General features: G+C 66.8%; 16 protein-coding genes. 4 read left to right on the forward strand and 12 right to left on the reverse strand.

The features are described 5' to 3' along the window. Positions 1–16: 16 nt before the first annotated feature. The 7 genes from AC0GNR_RS04360 to AC0GNR_RS04390 all read right to left on the reverse strand — a co-directional run bounded on the left by AC0GNR_RS04360 (position 17) and on the right by AC0GNR_RS04390 (position 9,333). Positions 17–1,003: a Bug family tripartite tricarboxylate transporter substrate binding protein gene (locus tag AC0GNR_RS04360; protein WP_472899780.1), complete on the reverse strand. Its 987-nt coding sequence runs from the start codon at positions 1,001–1,003 to the stop codon at positions 17–19. 34 nt (positions 1,004–1,037) lie between these two features. Further along, positions 1,038–2,255 (reverse strand): FAD-dependent monooxygenase, encoded by a 1,218-nt coding sequence (locus tag AC0GNR_RS04365; protein ID WP_472899781.1) that lies wholly within the window; start codon positions 2,253–2,255, stop codon positions 1,038–1,040. 59 nt (positions 2,256–2,314) lie between these two features. Beyond that, positions 2,315–3,370 (reverse strand): VWA domain-containing protein, encoded by a 1,056-nt coding sequence (locus AC0GNR_RS04370; RefSeq protein WP_472899888.1) that lies wholly within the window; start codon positions 3,368–3,370, stop codon positions 2,315–2,317. An 8-nt stretch (positions 3,371–3,378) separates the two neighbouring features. Next, positions 3,379–4,434 carry a DUF58 domain-containing protein gene (locus tag AC0GNR_RS04375; RefSeq protein ID WP_472899782.1) on the reverse strand — a complete coding sequence of 352 codons (1,056 nt, stop codon included), beginning with the start codon at positions 4,432–4,434 and terminating at the stop codon, positions 3,379–3,381. A 12-nt stretch (positions 4,435–4,446) separates the two neighbouring features. Continuing rightward, positions 4,447–5,448 carry an AAA family ATPase gene (locus AC0GNR_RS04380; protein ID WP_472899783.1) on the reverse strand — a complete coding sequence of 334 codons (1,002 nt, stop codon included), beginning with the start codon at positions 5,446–5,448 and terminating at the stop codon, positions 4,447–4,449. 13 nt (positions 5,449–5,461) lie between these two features. Continuing rightward, positions 5,462–6,379 carry a S1C family serine protease gene (locus tag AC0GNR_RS04385; RefSeq protein ID WP_472899784.1) on the reverse strand — a complete coding sequence of 306 codons (918 nt, stop codon included), beginning with the start codon at positions 6,377–6,379 and terminating at the stop codon, positions 5,462–5,464. A 62-nt stretch (positions 6,380–6,441) separates the two neighbouring features. Further along, entirely contained in the window at positions 6,442–9,333 is a 2,892-nt protein-coding gene (locus AC0GNR_RS04390) for an aconitate hydratase (protein ID WP_472899785.1), read from the reverse strand. Between the two features lie 319 nt (positions 9,334–9,652). Between AC0GNR_RS04390 and AC0GNR_RS04395 the strand changes: the two genes are divergently transcribed. Continuing rightward, a complete protein-coding gene (locus AC0GNR_RS04395) occupies positions 9,653–10,570 on the forward strand; it encodes an ice-binding family protein (RefSeq protein ID WP_472899786.1) in 918 nt (305 codons plus the stop codon). Between the two features lie 37 nt (positions 10,571–10,607). Further along, a complete protein-coding gene (locus AC0GNR_RS04400; RefSeq protein ID WP_472899787.1) occupies positions 10,608–11,756 on the forward strand; it encodes an outer membrane beta-barrel protein in 1,149 nt (382 codons plus the stop codon). A gap of 112 nt (positions 11,757–11,868) precedes the next feature. Here AC0GNR_RS04400 and AC0GNR_RS04405 read toward each other — a convergent pair whose 3' ends face one another. The 4 genes from AC0GNR_RS04405 to AC0GNR_RS04420 form a co-directional block, all read right to left on the reverse strand. Further along, complete coding sequence (locus AC0GNR_RS04405; RefSeq protein ID WP_472899788.1) at positions 11,869–12,036, reverse strand: hypothetical protein; 168 nt, start codon at positions 12,034–12,036, stop codon at positions 11,869–11,871. Between the two features lie 140 nt (positions 12,037–12,176). Further along, positions 12,177–12,335 carry a DUF3309 family protein gene (locus tag AC0GNR_RS04410; RefSeq protein WP_472899789.1) on the reverse strand — a complete coding sequence of 53 codons (159 nt, stop codon included), beginning with the start codon at positions 12,333–12,335 and terminating at the stop codon, positions 12,177–12,179. A gap of 31 nt (positions 12,336–12,366) precedes the next feature. Next, a complete protein-coding gene (locus AC0GNR_RS04415; RefSeq protein ID WP_472899790.1) occupies positions 12,367–12,735 on the reverse strand; it encodes a collagen-like protein in 369 nt (122 codons plus the stop codon). A gap of 234 nt (positions 12,736–12,969) precedes the next feature. After that, on the reverse strand, positions 12,970–13,713 hold the full coding sequence (locus AC0GNR_RS04420) for an SOS response-associated peptidase (RefSeq protein ID WP_472899791.1): 744 nt from the start codon (positions 13,711–13,713) through the stop codon (positions 12,970–12,972). A gap of 108 nt (positions 13,714–13,821) precedes the next feature. Here AC0GNR_RS04420 and AC0GNR_RS04425 point away from each other — a divergent pair, with 108 nt between their 5' ends. Then, complete coding sequence (locus AC0GNR_RS04425; protein WP_472899792.1) at positions 13,822–14,745, forward strand: peptidoglycan DD-metalloendopeptidase family protein; 924 nt, start codon at positions 13,822–13,824, stop codon at positions 14,743–14,745. Between the two features lie 26 nt (positions 14,746–14,771). Beyond that, positions 14,772–15,299 carry a pseudouridine synthase gene (locus AC0GNR_RS04430; protein ID WP_472899793.1) on the forward strand — a complete coding sequence of 176 codons (528 nt, stop codon included), beginning with the start codon at positions 14,772–14,774 and terminating at the stop codon, positions 15,297–15,299. A 21-nt stretch (positions 15,300–15,320) separates the two neighbouring features. On the opposite strand, the gene AC0GNR_RS04435 is transcribed toward AC0GNR_RS04430, so the two are convergent. Further along, a complete protein-coding gene (locus AC0GNR_RS04435) occupies positions 15,321–16,631 on the reverse strand; it encodes a leucine-rich repeat-containing protein kinase family protein (RefSeq protein WP_472899794.1) in 1,311 nt (436 codons plus the stop codon). Between the last annotated feature and the right edge of the window lie 16 nt (positions 16,632–16,647).

A 16,647-nucleotide genomic window follows, 5' to 3' on the forward strand; every position in this document is an offset into this window, starting at 1 on the left:
GATCACCGCTGCTGGCTCAGGGCCGGATGTTGTTGCGGGTGATCACGTCGGTCATGGCGGCCGTGTCGGCCCGCACGCGCTGCGCCAGCCCCTCGGGCGAGGTGCCCGCCACCTGCCAGCCCTGGTTCAAAATGGTCTGGCGAATTTCAGGGCGGCGCACGATGTCCGTCAACAAGGTGGCCAGGCGGTTCACATGGGCCTTGGGCAGGCTGTTGGGCGCTGCAACCGCGTTCCAGATTTCCAGTTGCATGTCGCGCACGCCCAGCTCGGCCAGGCTGGGCAGTTCGGGCGCGACGCTGCTGCGCCCGCGCGACGTGACACCGATGGCGCGCAAGGTGCCACCACGCACCTGGGCCAGGGCCAGGCCCGGTGGCAGCAAGGCCATCTGGATCTGGCCACCCAACATGGCCGAAATCACCTGCGGATTGCCCTGGTAAGGCACATGCACCGGCGCCAGGCCGGCGCGGCCTTTCAGCAGTTCCATGCCCAAGTGCGCCACCGTGCCCACGCCGGGGGTGCCGTAGTTCCAGCGGTCGCCCGCCTCGCGCGCAGCTGCAAAAAACCCGGCTCCGCTGGTGGGGGTGTTGGCCGGCACGGTGAGCACCAGGGGCGACACCGCCAGCAGCGACACCGGCGCCAGGTCGGTCAAGGGGTCGTAGGTTGTGGCCGGGTTGAGGATCTTGGCGATCGTCATGTTGCCGTTGATCATGAGCCCGATGGTGTGGTCGTCGGTGGCGCGGGCCACCAGGGCGGCGGCAATGTTGCCACCGGCGCCCGGGCGGTTGTCCACCACCACGGGCTGGCCCAGCGCCTGCGACAGGGGCTCGGCCAGCGCACGCGCCATCAGGTCGGGCGACGAACCCCCGGGGAAACCCACCACGATTTTCAGCGGCCGGCTGGGCCAGGTGGTTTGGGCCTGCGCGGTGGGCAGCGCCCAGGCGCTGGCCAGGGTGGCAGCAACAACCAGGGCTTGGCGGCGGTTGGGGCAGTGTGTGGCGTTCATGGTGTCTCTCTCGGTCAGGGTGTCGGTGGGCAGGTCAGTCGAGCGGGTCGGGCGGCCCCTCGTACAGCCAGGCATTGTCCAGCAGACCTTCGCCCAGCAGGGCCATGGCGCTGTTGCGGCCCCAGCGCAGCAGGCCGCTGGCATGAAAAATGGTGCCGTTGCGCTGCGAGCGGCTTTGCACGCGGGCGTTGCGCGCCCAGCGGGTCTGCGCGTACCGCGCCAGCAGGTCGGGCCAGTCTGCCACGGGTGCGGCATCGCGCAGGCGGCCGAGCGTCCAGGCGTCTTCTATGGCCATAGCAGCGCCTTGCGCCAGGTAAGGGCGCAGCGGGTGGGCCGCATCGCCCAGCAGCGCCACCCGGCCGTGCGCGTGCTCATGCGGGCCGGTCATGGGCGCGCGGTCGTTCAGCGCCCACAGTTTCCAGCCCTTCACCACATCGATCATGGTCATCAGGTCTTTGCAGGCCGGGCCAAGTGCGCGTTTCAGGTCGGCCGCCTGGGCTTCATGGCTCCAGCTTTGCGGGTCGCTGCCCACCGGGCCGCCATGGCCTTGGCCCAGCACACCGTGCACCACCGCCACCACGTTGAACCACTCGCCGCTGCGCACGGGGTAATGCACCACATGCAGGCGCGGGCCGAGCCAGGCGGTGACCGCGTTGTCGCGCTGCGCGGCGGGCAGGTCGTCGCGGTGCACCATGCCCCGGTAGGCCAGGTGGCCACTGGCGCGCACCGGCTGCGCGCCCAGCATCTGCGACCGCACACGGCTCCACAAGCCGTCGCTGCCAATGAGGGCCTGCCCCTCCAGCGTCGTGTCGCTTTCGGTCGTCACTTGCACGGCATCGGCCGTCTGCTCATAAGCGGCCACACGCGTGTTGAGGTGCAGGCGCACACCGGGTTCTTGCTGGACGGCGCGCAGCAAGAGGCCGTGCAGGTCGGCGCGGTGCAGGGTGGCGTAGGGCTGGGCGTAGCGGGCCAGGGCCATGGCACCCAGGCGCAGCTGCCCCAGCCGTTGGCCGCTGTGTGCATCGCGCACCCACAGCAGCTCGGGAAAGGCGGCGCAGGCCTGCAGCTCGTCTGTGAGGCCCCAGGCATGCAGCACGCGCACCGCATTGGGCCCCAGTTGCAGGCCCGCGCCCACTTCGCCAAAGGCGCTGGTTTGCTCCAGCACGTCCACCGAAACCCCGGCCCGGGCCAGCGCCAGCGCGCAGGCCAAGCCCCCAATGCCGCCACCGGCGACCACCACATGTTCATTCATGGGAAGCGATTGTGCCGCCCGCGTGCGCGGCGGCCTTGACGCAGGTCAGGGCAACGCGGTCAAAGCACGCGGTTGAACCAGAACAACGACAAGCCGGCCGACAGCAGCGCCAGCACCGAAGCCAGCAGCGCGAGCAGAGCCGAAATTTCAGTTTCCTTTTTCTCCACCGTGAGCCGGGTACTGAGCGACTCGTACACCTGCTTGAGGTTCTCAGCCGTGCCGGCGTAAAAGTATTCCCCCTGCGTGGTGCGGGCCACGCTTTTCAGCGTGTCTTCGTCCAGCCGCACCCGCATGGACCAGCCTTCAAACCCGATCACTTCGCCGTCCACCGTGCCAATGCCCACGGTGTAGACGCGCACGCCCCGGTCGGCGGCCAGTTGGGCGGCTTCTGCGGTGTCCACGCCGGTGGTGCGCTGGCCGTCGGTGAGCAAAATGATGGACGCCGAGGTGTAAGAGCCCGGCGGCACGGGCGCCGCCGGGGGCTGCTGGTCTTTGCGGGCCTGTTCGAGCGAACGGCCCTGGGGCGCAAACGGGTCGCTGTTGCGGCCATAGGTGAGGCTGGCCAGATCGAGCCCCTGGCCCGGAAACAGCTCGCCCAGCGCCACCACAATGGCGCTGCCGATGGCGGTGGCGCGTTGCAGCTGAAACTTGTCGATGGCGGCCACCAGGTCTTCGCGGCTCAGGGTGATGGGCTGCACCACCTGCGCGGTGCCGGCAAACGCCACGATACCCACGCGCACATGGCGCGGCAGCTCGGCCAGAAACGCCTTGGCGGCGGCTTGCGCGGCTTCCAGGCGGTTGGGCTCCACGTCGGTGGCGCGCATGCTGCCCGACACATCCATGGCCAAAATGATGGTCTGCTGTTGCGACGGCAGCACGATGCTGGCCATGGGCCGCGCCGAGGCCAGCAGCATGGCAGCCAGCGCCAGCCACAACAGCGCCGGGGGCACATGCCGACGCCAGCCTGGGCCTTTGCCCATGGCCTCGCGCACGATGGCTAGGCTGGCAAACCGCAGCGCCGTTTGCTGGCGCCGGCGCAGCAGCCACAGGTAGCCCAGCAGCAGCAGCGGCAGGGCCAACAGCAACCACAGAAGCTGCGGCCAGAGAAAGGTGATGGGCCCATTCATGAGCGTGCTCCTTCAGGTGCACCCGCCCGCGACAGGTGCGGGCCGGCGGGGCCGCGCGGTGTGCCGCGCCCCAGGCGGCTGCGCCGCTTGCGCAGGTCCACGAAGCGCAGCACGGCGTCGGCCAGATCGTCGTCGGTGGAGAGTTCGAGCGTGTCCACGCCCGCGCGCGCCAGGCTCTCGCGCAGCTGGGCTTCCCGTTGCGCGGCAATGCGGGCAAAGCGCTGCCGAAAACCCGCGTCGTGCGTGTCCACCAGCAGCTGTTCGCCGGTTTCGGCGTCGCGTATCGGGATCAGGCCCAGGTCGGGCAGCGCCAGTTCCAGCGGGTCCAGCAGGCGCACGGCCACCACGTCGTGGCGTTGGGCCAGTTCGCCCAGGGGCTGCTCCCAGCCGGGCTCGCTGATGAAGTCGGACACCACAAACACCGTGGCCCGCTGGTGCACGGTGCGCGCAGCGGCGCTGAGCAAGTCAGACAGGCGGGTTGGGCCGTTTGCGGCTTCGCGGCTGGCTTCACGATTCAAAGGCGCTGGCGGCTGCTGGATCAGGTGGATCAGCTGCAGCAAGTGGGCGCGGCCACCACGGGCCGGCAGCACCGCGTCCACCAGCGGCTGGCCGCGCGAGCCGTAGAGCACCGCACCCACGCGGTTGCCGTGGCGGGTGATCAGCCGGGCCAGCACCGCCACCGCGTCGCGCAGCACCGTGCTCTTGCGTTGCGGGCCCGAGCCAAAGTCCACCGAGGGGCTCAGGTCCAGTAAAAACCAGGCGGCCATTTCGCGGTCTTCGGTGAACACGCGCACATGCGGCTGCTGCAGGCGCGCGGTCACGTTCCAGTCGATGTGGCGCACGTCGTCGTGGTGCTGGTATTCGCGCAGGTCGGCCAGGTCCAGCCCGCTGCCGCGCATGAGGCTGCGAAAGTCACCTTGCAGCAAGCCGTCAAGGCGGCGGATCACGGTCCAGTCGAGCCGTTTTAGCAACGCGTCGGCCCGCTCGCGCGGCGCGCTGACCGGCGCCGGCGGCGGCGCGGCGGTGCGGGGTTTGAAGAGACCGAACAACATGGCCGTGTGCCTTCAGGCCACCCGCTTTTCGTGCTCCAGCGGCTTGGCGGGCGGTTTCACCGCGGCCATGATGCGCTGCACCAGCACATCGGGGCTCAGGTCTTCCGAGATGCCCTCGTACGACAGCACGATGCGGTGGCGCAGCACGTCGGGCACCAGGTCGGCCATGTCTTCGGGCAACGCATAGCTGCGCCCACGCAGCAGCGCCAGCGCGCGGGCCCCTTCCACCAGGCCAATGGTGGCGCGCGGGCTGGCGCCGTAGGTGATGAAACGGGCCATGTCTTTCAGGCCATGCTTGTCGGGGTTGCGCGTGGCCGACACCAGCTTCACCGCGTACTGCACCAGCGAAGGGTCCACATACACGGCTCGGCACTGCGCCTGCAGCGCGGCCAGCTGCTCGGTGGTGGCCACCGCCTGCACCTGCACCGCCGGGCCGGTGACGCGCTCGACGATGACGAACTCTTCTTCGTCGGTCGGGTAATCCACCACCACCTTCATCATGAAACGGTCCACCTGCGCTTCGGGCAGCGGGTAGGTGCCCTCGGTTTCAATCGGGTTTTGCGTGGCCATCACCAGAAACGGGCTGGGCACCTTGTGCGATTCACCGGCAATGGTCACCTGGCGCTCTTGCATCACCTCCAGCAACGCGCTTTGCACCTTGGCGGGCGCCCGGTTGATCTCGTCGGCGAGCAGCAGGTTGGCAAACACCGGGCCGAGCGCGGTGCTGAAGTCGCCGGTTTTCTGGTTGTAAATGCGCGTACCGACCAGATCGGCCGGCACCAGGTCGGGTGTGAACTGGATGCGCTTGAAACGCCCTTGCACCACGTCGGCCAGGGTTTTCACCGTCAGGGTTTTGGCCAGCCCGGGCACCCCTTCCACCAGCAAATGGCCTTGCGCCAGCATGGCCACCATCACACGCTCCAGAAATCGGTCTTGCCCGACGACCACCCGCTTCACTTCGTACAGGATCTGCTCCATCAGCTGGGCGGTGTCGGGGGCGTTGGGGTCGCTCATGTTGCTCTCCGTTTCAGAAGGGGGGAAGACCGGCGGCGCTGGCGGCGCTTTCTATGGGCACTGCAAAACCGATGCCCACAAAGGTGCGGTGGCTGGTCGGGTTGAGGATGCCGGTGACGATGCCCACCACCTCGCCGTCCATGGTCACCAGCGGCCCCCCAGAATTGCCGGGGTTGGCGGCGGCGTCAAACTGGATCAGGTTGCCAATTTCCTGCTCGCCCTCGGGCGAACGAAACGAGCGGCCCAGCCCTGAAATGACACCCGCCGAAGTGGACGGCCCAATGCCGAACGGGAACCCGACGGCCACCACCGGTTCACCGGGCAGCAGGTCGGTGGTGGACCGCATGGTGGCGGCGCTCAGGTCGTCAGGAATGGTGTGGGCCTGCAGCACGGCCAGGTCGTTTTCAGGCTGCGCGCCCACCACGCTGGCTGCCGACATGCTGCCGTCGGCAAACACCAGCCGGATGGTCTGCGCGCTTTGCACCACATGCAGGTTGGTCAAAATCACACCCTTGTCCACGATGACCACCCCGGTGCCCACGCCCTGCTCTTCGTCTTCACCCTTTTTGTTTTTGGCGAACGACACGACGCGCACCACCGAAGGGCGGATTTTTTCAGCCGCACGGGCCGATGCCGAAGGCAGATTTTGGGTGGTGAGGGTGCGCAGCACCGCCGCATCGATGTCCTTTTGCGTCAGCCCACTGGCGCCGCCCGGCCCGCGCAGCAGCACGCTGGCCAACAGCAGCGCACCCAGCACCGCCATGCCGGCCCACATCACGCGCGGGCTGGTGCCGGCCTGGGTGAGCCGCTGACCCAGCCGGAGGCGGGTCTGGGGTGGCGCGGGCGTTTCCTGCGGCGCCGTGTCCACCGCTTCGGGCGCAGCCGCCGCAGCGGCGCGGGCCGAGCGGCTGTACAGGGCAGGCTGGCGCATGGGCTTCTCCTGGTGCGCCGGAATGGGCGCTGTGCACATCATGCCGCGTTGCGCGGCACCGCTCAAGCACTCAACAATTGCCTGAGCACATAGGGCAGGATTCCACCCGCGCGGTAATAGTTCACTTCCACTGGCGTGTCGATGCGCAGCGTCAGCACCACTTCCTGGCAGTGACCATTGGCACGGGTGATCACCAGGGTGGCGTCGCTCTGGGGCAGCAGTTCGGGGTGCGGCAGCACGTCCAGCGTTTCGTCGCCCGTGAGGCCCAGGCTTTCCCACGAATCGCCGACCTTGAACTGCAGCGGCAACACACCCATGCCCACCAGGTTGCTGCGGTGGATGCGCTCAAAGCTGCGCGCCACCACGGCCTTGATGCCCAGCAGCTGGGTGCCTTTGGCGGCCCAGTCGCGGCTGGAGCCGGTGCCGTATTCTTCGCCCGCCAGCACCACGGTGGGCACACCGGCGGCCTGGTAGCGCGTGGCAGCGTCAAAAATGGCCATTTTCTGGCCTTGCCCGGTGCCGCTGCTCTGGTAAATCGTCCAGCCGCCCTCTTCGCGTGAGCCTGCGGCGTCGGGCGCGAGCATCAGGTTTTTGATGCGCACATTGGCAAACGTGCCGCGCATCATCACGTCGTGGTGACCCCGGCGCGCGCCGTAGCTGTTGAAGTCGGCCTTGAGCACGCCGCGCTCCCGCAGCCACTGGCCAGCGGGCGAGTTTTCGGCGATGTTGCCGGCTGGGGAAATGTGGTCGGTGGTGATCGAATCACCAAACAGTGCCATGATGCGCGCGCCACGCACCTCGGGGGCCACCTCGGCGGGCTGCGCCAGTTCGAAGTCGGTAAAAAACGGCGGCTCGGCAATGTAGGAGCTGGCCGGCCAGGTGTAGGCGTTGCCGCTCACACCCTGTATGCGCGCCCACAGCGGGCCGGGCTCGCCCTTGATGCGCTCGTAGTTGTTGCGGTAGGCCTTGCCTTTCATGGCAAATTTCATCAGCGCGTGCACCTCTTCGCTGCTGGGCCAGATGTCCCCCAGGTACACCGGCCGGCCCCCTTCGCCCAGGCCCAGCGGCTCGGTCATCAGGTCGGTCATCACGTTGCCGGCAATGGCGTAAGCCACCACCAGTGGCGGGCTGGCCAGAAAGTTGGCTTTCAGGTTGGGGTGAATGCGGGCTTCGAAATTGCGGTTGCCCGACAGCACCGCCGCGCACACCAGGTCGTTTTGCGTGATCACCTCGTTGAGCTCGGGCGTGAGATCGCCCGCATTGCCAATGCAGGTGGTGCAGCCGTAGCCCGCCAGCGCAAAACCCAGCTTTTCCAGGTAGGGCAGCAAACCGGTGGCGGTGAGGTATTCGGTGACGATGCGCGAGCCCGGTGCCAGCGATGTCTTGATGTGCGGCCTCACCTTGAGCCCGGCCTGCACCGCCTTTTGCGCCAGCAGGCCAGCAGCCAGCATCACGCCGGGGTTGCTGGTGTTGGTGCAGCTGGTGATGGCCGCAATCAGGACATCGCCGTTGCCCACCGACAGCGAGTGGGGGTGCGGTGTGGCGGCCTCGGACTGGGCGGTGGCGCGCGCAGGCCGGTTGGCGTCCATTTCGGCCACCGAGCGCGGTGCTCCTGCCGGCGTGGGCTGCTCGCGCAACTCGTGCAGTGCTTGGTCGCCGTCAACTTGCAGCTGGTGGCGGGTGTGCAGCAAAGCGGCTGGGCGGTTGAAGCCGTTGTCGGCGTTGGGCTTGCTGAACAGCGACGCAAACTGGCTGGCCACCTGGCCGAGCTCGATGCGGTCTTGCGGCCGCTTGGGGCCCGCCAGGCTGGGGGTGACCTGGCCCAAATCCAGCGTGACCACCTGCGAATAGTCGATACCACCCGCCCCGATGGAAGCTCCTGGCGCACCCGGCACACCGAACAAGCCCTGCGCCCGAAAGTAGGCTTCAAAGGCCTCAATTTCGGCCTTGCTGCGACCGGTGCCCCGGAAGTAATCCAGCGTCTTGTCGTCCACCGGAAAGAAGCCCATGGTGGCACCGTATTCGGGCGCCATGTTGGCGATGGTGGCGCGGTCGGGCAGCGCCAGCGAGGCCGTGCCTTCACCAAAAAACTCCACAAACTTGCCCACCACCTTGTGGCTGCGCAACAGCTCGGTCACCGTCAACACCAGGTCGGTGGCGGTCACGCCTTCGCGCAGCCGGCCGGTCATCTCAAAACCCACCACGTCGGGCATGAGAAAGTACACCGGCTGGCCCAGCATGGCGGCTTCGGCCTCAATGCCACCCACGCCCCAGCCCACCACGCCAATGCCGTTGATCATGGTGGTGTGGCTGTCGGTGCCCACCAGGGTGTCGGGGTAATACAGGCCGCCCTTCAGGTGCACGCCGCGCGCCAGGTACTCCAGGTTAACCTGGTGCACGATGCCAAAACCCGGCGGCACGACGCCAAAGGTTTCAAACGCCTGCATGCCCCATTTCATGAATTCGTAGCGCTCGCGGTTGCGCTGAAATTCCAGCTTCATGTTGAGGTCGAGCGCTTTCTTGGTCCCGTAGTGGTCCACCATCACCGAGTGGTCCACCACCAGGTCCACCGGCACCAGCGGTTCAATCTTTTTCGGGTCCTGGCCCAGGCGCTGCGCCACGCTGCGCATAGCGGCCAGGTCGGCCAGCAAGGGCACGCCGGTGAAGTCTTGCAACACCACCCGCGCCACCGTGAAAGGTATTTCGTCGCTGCGCGCAGCGTTGGGCTGCCAATTGGCCAGCTGCGCAACATGCTCGGCCGTGACGCGCTCGCCATCGCAGTGGCGCAACACGCTTTCGAGCACGATGCGCAGCGACACCGGCAGACGCGAGACGTTAGGAAACTGCTTGGCCAGCGCTGGCAGGGAATACAGGCGACCACTCTTGCCCGACGCGGTCTTGAAGTGTTTGACGGTATGGGCAAACGGGTGGGCAAAGCGGGCGGACGGGGTCATGAAGAACTCCAGATAAAAGCCAAAACTGACGAGTCCATTCTGTTCGCAGCCATGGAGTCCGCGCTGTCTGTAGTGGCTTGTCGGGTCACAAGCCTCTTATGTCAAGCGCCAAGGGGGTGGTCTTGGGTGCGCCCACCACCAGGCATGGCATCGACGCTTGGGTCGTATGTAGGCTGACGCACAGACAGCGGCGCAGTCCGTCCAGATACTGCAACCACACGAACGCTGGTACGCCGTAGCAGCGAAGCCTTTCGAGCCGTGCGGCCACCAAGACAACCAGACGTGGCCGAAGACCCTAAAACCCGCCAACGAGAACACCATGAAAATCAACCCAATCACCCACCGCCCCTGGACATGGATCGCTCCTTTGGTTCTCAGCACCCTGGTGGCGGCCTGTGGCGGTGGCGACCCTGTGCTGGGTTTTGACGGCACGGCCAACAACCCGACCGTGGATTCAGCCGTTGCACCGCTGGTGGGCACCACAGTCGCATTGGCTTCTGCATCCACCTTCGGCATCTTTGGCGGTTCGGCGGGCACGACCAACCAGGGTACTTTCACCGTCATCAATGGCGACATTGGCACCACGGCGGTATCGACTGCGATCACAGGCTTTTACGACACGGCGCCCACCAACTGTCTGTACACCGTGACCGGCGCCAATGCCGGCCTGGTGACCGGGAGCATTTACAGCGCACCGCCGCCGCCCACTGTTGACTGCCCGACCGAAGGCACGGCCAACACCTTTGCGACAGCCACCGCAGCACGCGCAGACGCTCTGGCGGCCTACAACACGCTGGCTGGTCTGGCCGGTGGCCCTGACCCCCGTGCGGGCAACCTGGCCAACCTGGTGCTCGCACCCGGCGTTTACACGGCTGCGGCAGGCACTTTCATGATTGAAGGCGGTGACCTGACGCTGGACGCCCAAGGCGATGCCAACGCGGTGTGGGTGTTTCAGATGGCCCAAACCCTCACGGTGGGCGGCCCAGGCGCGGCATTTCCGCAGAGCGTGGTGCTCGCCGGCGGCGCACAAGCCAAGAACGTGTTCTGGCAGGTGGGCAGCGCAGCCACCATCAACGCCGGCGGTGGCGGCACCATGGTGGGCACCATCATTTCTCAGGCGGGTGTCGCGTTTTCAACGCCAGGCAACGTCGCACTGGTCACGCTCAACGGCCGCGCGCTCTCGCTCGACGCGTCGGTCACCCTGGTGAACACGGTGATCAACGTGCCAGCGCCTTGACGCGCCCTTGCTCAGCAACCTATTTTTGAAGAACAACATGACACCCACCACCCACAAAAGTGCAGGCGCTTTGAGCCTGCTGACCCTGGCACTCTTCGCCAGCCCCATGGCCCTGGCACAACAGTCCGGCTGGTACGGCGGGGCCAACGTTGGCCGCACCGGTGCGGAGATCGACGACGCCCGCATCGCCAGTGGCCTGCTGGTACAGGGATTCAACACCACCTCGATCGACGACCGGGACCGCAGCAACGGCTTCAAGCTCTTCGGCGGGTACCAGCTCAGCCCCTACTTTGCGCTCGAAGGTGGTTACTTTGACCTCGGCAAGATCGGCTACACCGCCCATACGGTCCCAGAAGGCACGCTCAATGGCGAGATGCGCGTCAAAGGTCTGAACCTGGACCTGGTGGGCACCCTGCCGCTGACCGGTAAGCTGTCGGCCATCGGGCGCATCGGTGTGAACTACGCCCGCGCGAACGACCGATTCTCCAGCACCGGTGCAGTCAACGTGAGCAACCCAACCGCCAGCAAAAATGGCACCAACGCCAAATATGGCGTCGGCCTGAACTACGCGTTCAGCGATGCCCTTGCCATGCGGCTGGAAGTAGAGCGCTACCGTGTCAACGACGCCATCGGCAACAAAGGCGACATCGATATGGTGTCGGTCGGCCTGGTGTACCGTTTTGGAGGCCCTGAACCCGAGCGTGTGGCACGCGCCGTGGCGCCTGAGCCGGTGCTTGTGGTCGCGCCCGTCATCGTGCAGGCACCGCCGCCGCCCGCGCCGGCTGCCCCAGCGGTGGTTGTGCACAAGCGCGTGAGCCTCTCGGCGGAATCGTTGTTCGGCTTTGACGCCGACACGGTAAAGCCGGAAGGCCGAATGGCGCTCGACCAGTTCGCCCGAGATCTTGCAGGAACCACCTACGGGTCGGTCCGTGTCCAAGGCCACACCGACCGGCTGGGCTCCGAGGCCTACAACCAGCGCCTGTCGGAACAGCGCGCTGCGGCCGTGAAGAGCCACTTGGTCACGGCAGGCAAGCTCGATGCCAGCAAAATTTCGGCTATCGGCATGGGCGAGACACAGCCAGTCACCCAGCCTGAAGACTGCCAAGGCAACCAGCGCACTCCAGCACTTGTGGTCTGTCTGCAGCCCGATCGCCGGGTTGACGTGGAAGTCACCGGCACCCGCTGATCAACGACCCAGCGCCTTGAGCCAGCCTGTCTGGCGACAGGCGCGCATGCACCAGAAAAAAAGGCCGCGACAGCGGCCTTTTTGCCGCCTGTGCGTCGGGCATCGATTGGCGCTATTTTTTATACAGACGGCGCAGATCGGCGCGGGAAACCTTGACCACACTGTGCGGCAGCGCCCCAGCTTTCAGGCCCGGCAAGACCACGCAACAAGGTTTTTCTGCTGCACGAGCGCCCTGCGTCGCACCCGGCTTGAACGGCATCGCGTGGGTGATCTGTGCCACGCGTCTTGTGAGGACACACCGCACGCAAAAAAATGCCCCCGTGGCGAACCGTCGGGGGCATTTTTTTCGGACTGGCCAGACCGGCAGAGAAAAGCCTCAAGAGCACCGAGGGCACTCTCGAAGCATGGCCAAAGGAGCGGCTAGATGCGGCCCATCACCAGCAGCACCAGCAGAATGACCGCGATCAGCCCGAGACCGCCGCTGGGCCCGTAGCCCCAGCTTTTGCTGTGGGACCACGTCGGAATGGCGCCCACCAACATGAGGATCAAGACAATCAAAAGAATGGTGCCGATGCCCATGGTGTTCTCCTTCGGTGGGTTGAAAGGTCAATCAATTGGCAGGGGCTGGCACAACGATGACGTTGGTGTCACCACCGGTCTTGCCGGTTTCGCCTTGCATGCCGGTGGTACCGGTCTGGCCTGTGGCACCGGTTGAGCCGGTGTAACCCGTGTCGCCCGTGGCACCGGTGGCGCCTGTGTATCCGGTGCTACCGGTGGCGCCGGTGGAACCTGTGTAACCCGTGTTGCCCGTGTTGCCAGTGGCGCCAGTGGCGCCAGTGGCTCCGGCAGGGCCGGCAGGGCCGGGGACCATGATGTTGGCCGGGGCTGTGTTGACGATCGTGGGCTCGCGGTCGCAGGCCACCAGACCGAAAGTGGACAACAGAGCGATCAGCAAGAGGGAATGGCGAATAGGGTTCATGGGGATTCCTTGTAGTGAGGGGGTGTGACGGCGCCTCTGAGGCGCACCACACAGCGCAACCCGACGGACAGGCTTGTCCATCTGTTGCATTCCAGCGTAGGTGTTTGCACCGCTGCGATCTGTGCGCTGCCGAACACCCACACCAGAAAAATCCGCGGCCTGCCGGCCCAGACGAAAAAAAGGGTGGCCCTCACACCACCCTCTTGCACCAGACGACCGCCCGAGGCGCCGCGCCTACTTTTTTTGAACCGGGTTGGCAGTAAGCCAGTTGGCCGGGTAGGCGCGCATGAACTCTTTGGCCTTTTGCGGGTGGGCGGTGAGCCATGCGCCGTAAGCGCCCTCGTTGAGCACCGCCGGCATGCGCTTCTCTGAACCAGGCTGCTGGTAGCGGTTCATCAGCGCGTGGCTGTTGGCGTTGACCGTGAGCAAGGTGAAGCTGACGATGACCTGGCCGTCGGCACCGGTCCAGCGTTCCCACAAGCCGGCCACGCCCATGGGCTTGCCGTCCACCCGGGCAATGCGGGTGGGCACGGCTTTGCCGCTGCGGTAGTCGTCTTCAATGAAGGCCATCATGGGCACGATGCAGCGCTGGCCGCGGGTCCAGGCGTCGTAATAGTATTTCGACGTGCTCGCCGTTTCAGAGCGGGCATTCACCAGCTTGGTCGAGCGCAGTTTGGCGTCCGATGCCGATTTGACCCATGTCGGTACAAAACCAAACTGGCCCGAGACCAGCTCCAGCACCAGAGGCGCTGCCTCGGCGGGTGCCGCCTCAGCGGTGCCCTCAGCGGGTGCATCGGGCATCTCGGACTCGGCATGCTCAAGCGGCTGGGCTGGCGCGGCGGTGGCTTGCGCTTTTCGAATGAACACCCCCGGCTGGCGCGGCCAAACGTTGCGCCCCACAGGGGTTTCGGGGGCAGCCACGTTAAAGGCATCGGGGTACAGCGCGGCAGGCTGCAGGCTTTCGTATTGGGAACTCATGCGGCCGATGCTAGCCGAACGCAGCAGCGCACCCACCCAAGGCCGGTGCGCCTGAAACAGCCGCCTTCGTTTTGCCGCCAAAATCGGTTTTATTTGTAAGGCGTTTTGGTGTCCGTTTCTGACCTTGTGTGTTCACACGCTGCGGCAACCGTAGCCCCCAACCGCCGCACCGTGCTGCTGGGCGCCGCGGGCCTTCTGGCCTGGAGCGCAGGAGGGCGGGCCGCAGCGGCCAGCTCAGCCGATGGTGCCAGCAGCGTCTTGCCCCCCATGGCGCCGGTGCCGGGCGGCATCGCTCGCCTGTCGCTCGGGCCGTCGGCCACACGGCCTCTGGCGTTTGTGACCGCCACCGACGGCAGCACGGTGCCTTTGCTGGTGCTGGGCGACGTGATCGAATGGACGGCGCTGGTGGGCATACCGCTGGCCGCTGTGCCTGGGGAAGCACACATTGAGGTGCACGCGGCCCACGCTGCGCCACACACCCTGCGCTACACCGTTGCGCCCAAGCGCTACGCCGAACAGCGGCTGAAGGTGGCGCCCAAAACGGTGGACCTGTCAGCCGAGGACCTGACTCGCTTTGAGCGCGAGCGCGCCCACCAGCAACAGGTGATGGCCACCTTCAGCGAACCCCTGCCCGACCTGAACCGCCTGCGCATGCAGGTTCCCACGCCGGGGCGGCGCTCCAGCTCGTTCGGGCTGCGCCGGGTCTTCAACGGCCAGGCGCGCAGCCCGCACAGCGGCATGGACATTGCCGCGCCCACCGGCACGCCAGTGGTGGCGCCGCTGCCCGGGCGGGTGATCGACACGGGCGACTATTTTTTCAACGGCCAGACGGTCTGGCTGGACCACGGCGGCGGCTTGCTGAGCATGGTGTGCCACCTGAGCGCGATACAGGTGAAGCTGGGCGATGTGCTGAGCGCCGGTGAAACGGTGGGCGCGGTGGGTGCCACCGGCCGCGTGACCGGGCCACACCTGCACTGGGGTGTCATGCTCAACCGCACCATGGTGGACCCGGCGCTGTTTCTGGCCGCCTGAGCAACCCACGTGCCGACTTCCAAACCATGCTGATCCGATTCAACAAGCCCTACGGCGTGCTCAGCCAGTTCACCCCCGAGGGCCGCTGGCGCGGGCTGAAAGACTTCATCGACCTGCCCGGCGTGTACGTGGCTGGGCGGCTGGACGCCGACAGCGAAGGCCTGCTGCTGCTGACCGACAACGGCCAGGAACAGGCCCGCATTGCAGACCCTCGCTTCAAGATGGAAAAAACCTACTGGGTGCAGGTGGAAGGCGAGCCCGACGAGGCGGCGCTGAACCAGCTGTGCCGGGGGGTGCAGCTCAACGACGGGATCACCCTGCCCGCCCGCGCCCGCACCATGGCGCCACCGCCCGGGCTGTGGGAACGCGACCCGCCCATCCGTGTGCGGGCGTCCAAGCCCACGGCCTGGATCGAGCTGATCATTCGCGAGGGCCGCAACCGCCAGGTGCGCCGCATGACGGCCGCCGTGGGCTTTCCCACGCTGCGCCTCATACGCGCGGCCATTGGCCCTCACAGCCTGGACGGGCTGGCGCCCGGCATCTGGCAAACCTGAATTCAGCGTCTCGAAAGCCCCTCACCCCAGCGCCTGCAGGCTGCTGCACACCTCGGCTGCGGTGGGCCGCTGGCCCGGCTGCGGATGCTGGCAAGCCTGCGCCAGGCGGGCCAGCCCAGCCACGGTGGGGCTGGCTGCAGGGACTGTGGCATGTTGGGCCAACTCTTCCAGCAGGCAGCCCAGGGCGCGCACCTCCAGCGCCTGCAACGCCTGGCTGAGTGCAGGCGCGTCGGCGGGCAGGCGGGTGGCGGCGCCAAAGTCGCTCAACACCGCGTCGCCATTGGCCGGGTTCCACAAAATATTGTGTGCATACAGGTCGCCATGCAACACACCACGGCGATGCAGGTGCGCCACCGCCTCGGTCATGCGCTGCGCGAGCCGCAGGGCCACGGGCACACCCAGGCCCAAGCCGCTGGGGTACACGTCGCGGGTGCAGCTGTCCAGGCTGGGTGGGCCTGCCAGGTTGGTGTGGGTGGGCGCTATCAGCGGCAGCAGCAGCCCGTGCAAGCCTTGGGGGTGCTCGCACAGCTCCGCGCTGGGCGTGCACAGCGCGGGGTGTTGCCCGGCGGCCAGGCTGGCAGCGCGCTCGTGCTCGGGCAAGCCGTCGCTGGTGACGGCACCTTTGAACAGCTTGAGGGCCTGCGCCTCGCCGTGGGCTAAATCCAGCCGGTAGGCGCGGTAAATATGGCCCGAAGCGCCCTCGCCCAGCCGCTCGCCAACCTGCAGCTGGCGCCAGGGTACGCTGGGCAAGGGTGGCAGCGGCGGCAGCGTCCAGCCCAGCGGGTTGCCCGCCAGCGCCAGCCAGGCCAGGCGCGGCAGCTCGGTCAACCAGCCCGGCACGTGGGTCAACCGGTTGGCCGCCAGGCGCACAAGCTCAAGCCGCTGCGCACCGGCCAGGCTGCCCGGCAGGCGGCTCAGCTGGTTGCCTGCCAGCATGAGTTTTTGCAGCGCGGGGCGCTCACCCAGCGCGCTGGGCAGCTCGGCAATGGCGTTGTCGGTGAGCACCAGCCAGCGCAGCGCGGCGGGCAGCGACGCCGCCGGCACATGCGCAATGCGGTTGGCTTTGAAGCCCACCATGTCCAGCGCCGGGCAGTCACCCAGCACCTCGGGCAAATGGGTGAAATGATTGTCCGAACAAAAAATGATTTTCAGCCGGTGCAAGCGGCCCAGGTCGGGCGGTAGGCGGCTGAGCCGGTTGCCACTCAGGTTGAGCACCTCCAGCGTGTCCGCCAGGTCCAGCACCTCGGGAGGCAGCTCGGTGAGGCCACAGCTCAAATCGAGCCGGCGGGTGCCGGCGAGCGCGCCGCTGCGCAGTTGTTCCAGGGTGTGCATGCAAATAGAGTGAGGG

The organism is Hydrogenophaga sp. LT287 (assembly GCF_055702805.1).